The 1,901-nt window shown below is 35.9% G+C and carries 3 protein-coding genes; 1 reads left to right on the forward strand and 2 read right to left on the reverse strand.

The window, feature by feature from the left end:
- Positions 1-797: 797 nt before the first annotated feature.
- Together SMIDD26_RS09295 and SMIDD26_RS09300 are read right to left on the reverse strand one after the other, a co-directional pair.
- Positions 798-1,067: a hypothetical protein gene (locus SMIDD26_RS09295; protein WP_033676327.1), complete on the reverse strand. Its 270-nt coding sequence runs from the start codon at positions 1,065-1,067 to the stop codon at positions 798-800.
- 26 nt (positions 1,068-1,093) lie between these two features.
- Positions 1,094-1,549: a helix-turn-helix domain-containing protein gene (locus SMIDD26_RS09300; RefSeq protein WP_061439912.1), complete on the reverse strand. Its 456-nt coding sequence runs from the start codon at positions 1,547-1,549 to the stop codon at positions 1,094-1,096.
- 153 nt (positions 1,550-1,702) lie between these two features.
- On the opposite strand from SMIDD26_RS09300, the gene SMIDD26_RS09305 reads away from it, so the two are divergent.
- Positions 1,703-1,888 carry a hypothetical protein gene (locus SMIDD26_RS09305; RefSeq protein WP_000909283.1) on the forward strand — a complete coding sequence of 62 codons (186 nt, stop codon included), beginning with the start codon at positions 1,703-1,705 and terminating at the stop codon, positions 1,886-1,888.
- Positions 1,889-1,901 lie beyond the last annotated feature (13 nt).

Genomic DNA, 1,901 nt, shown 5'->3' on the forward strand with positions numbered 1-1,901 from the left:
CCCCTTATTTTCGATTTTAAGCAGTCAGACGGTAAATTGTACCAGAATAGAAAACAAGGCGAATATGGGGCTTATATGGGCTTGTTTGTGATGGGTGTTTTTGATATAATGTTTTCGCCCCCTCAATTTAGAGAAGGGAGGTGTTATATATGCTAGAGTTGTTTTCCCTTTTTCTAGCTCCGTTACTTGTTAACGTACTATCTGAGCTTTTCAAGCTATGGATAAAGAGACGTAGCAAGTAGCCTTTAACCCTTTAAGAGGGTAGCAAAAAACCCCATCGCTGTAACGGTGGGGCTTTTTAGTTACATATGCTAGAAGCACTGTTTTTCCCTTTATGCTTTCATTTTAGCATACAAGCCCCAATATTTCAAGAGTTTTATTTTTTTTGATATTGTTAGAGCACTTTAAGCGTTTCTAAAATGCTAAAGTGTTGAAAATCGTCTAAATTATACCGTATTATACTTCGTTAGAGAGTTATAGCCTGATGAGCGTGAGAAATGCCGTCAGTCGCTTTTTTAACTCCCTAATGGTATAATAGTAGTGTTTTTAGGAATCCAGATGGATTTTGTGGACTTTTTCTTGTTCCTTTCTCAAAGTCAGCCGTGTGCTGGCTTTTTTTCGTCCTAAAACTGTCCCTTCCGTGTTGTTTCGTAGTCCAGAGATTCTACTTTCTATTTGTCAATTTTGTCGTTTTTTGCACTTTAGTCTGTAAAATTGGCTTTCTATTCTTCAATTTCCTCCATTTTTACACAATAGACCTTAGAAATAGGGCTGCTATTGGCGGATATGGGGGATTTTTATAGAATCTTTTCAAAAACCATTGTAGCTTGGATACGGTCGCCACCGCCTAGTCCTTTGCTTCCACCATTGGCGGTTGTAATTGTATGCAGACGGTAGCCTTTTGCTACTTGGGTGTTAATGACGTTTTCTAATTCTGTCAAGTTTCCTGATCCAGTACCAAAAAATTTCTCTTTTAAGGTTACTTGAAGGACTACATAGTGTAAATCAGTAGCATTTGAGGCAGTTGAGTGAGTGCTAGCGTCTTTAATGTTATCAAAAAATCCCATGTGATTTCTCCTTTGTTTTAAATATTTTATTTTTTATTATCAAGTTTTAAAAAAGAAACAGCATCATTTTTAGCAAATTTTTTTGCAATCTCTCTTAATAAATCTCTCTCTTCTTCTTCAGAAAAAGAATAATTAAGAATTAATTCTAGCAAAAGGGGTTCCACTTCTTTTCTTAATGTTTGATACACATCAAAGTCTAAGTCCGTTTTGGAAAGTTGCATATAATCGAACTCTCTCCAAGAAGCAAACTCACGAGGAGTAGGAGTATATTCTTTGAATGGAGTTTCCGGATCATCACTATATCCTAGTAGATAAGCAACATTTACATTAAAGTAATCAGCTATCAATTGAGCTTTTTCTGGTTTGATTTGGCTTTTCCCGTTTTCCCAACGTTGTATGGTTCTATATGGTATTTTGATTTCTTTAGAAAATTCTACTTGAGTTAGTTTTTTGTCTTTTCTTAATTCCTTTAGTCTATTCATTTTATTATTACCTCGTAGCAATTATAACATTATACGCCACAATTTGGCAATTTTTTTAAAAAAATAATAAAAAAGCTTGACAAAGTATCATTAAGTGGTGTATCATTGATACGAAAACGCCACAATGTGGCGAAAAAGAAAGGAGAAACTTCATTGCTTATTACCTCAACACAAGCAAAAGCGATTCGCCGAAAGCAGGCAGACAAGAAATTGACTGCAAAGCAAGCAGGCGAGGAAATCGGAGTTACACAAGTTACCTATCGAAAAATCCGAGACGGTGGCGAAGTAAAGCCTAGCATTTATCAAAAAGCCATGCAGTGGCTTGCGGAAGATTATTAGAAAGGAGCGAACT

It is taken from the genome of Streptococcus mitis, from assembly GCF_001579035.1.
GTDB lineage: Bacteria > Bacillota > Bacilli > Lactobacillales > Streptococcaceae > Streptococcus > Streptococcus mitis_J.

What these genes read in the sequence shown, in the direction of transcription:
- SMIDD26_RS09295 (WP_033676327.1), bottom strand. Translation starts at nt 1,067, where the DNA reads ATGGGATTTTTTGATAACATTAAAGACGCTAGCACTCACTCAACTGCC.
- SMIDD26_RS09300 (WP_061439912.1), bottom strand. Translation starts at nt 1,549, where the DNA reads ATGAATAGACTAAAGGAATTAAGAAAAGACAAAAAACTAACTCAAGTA.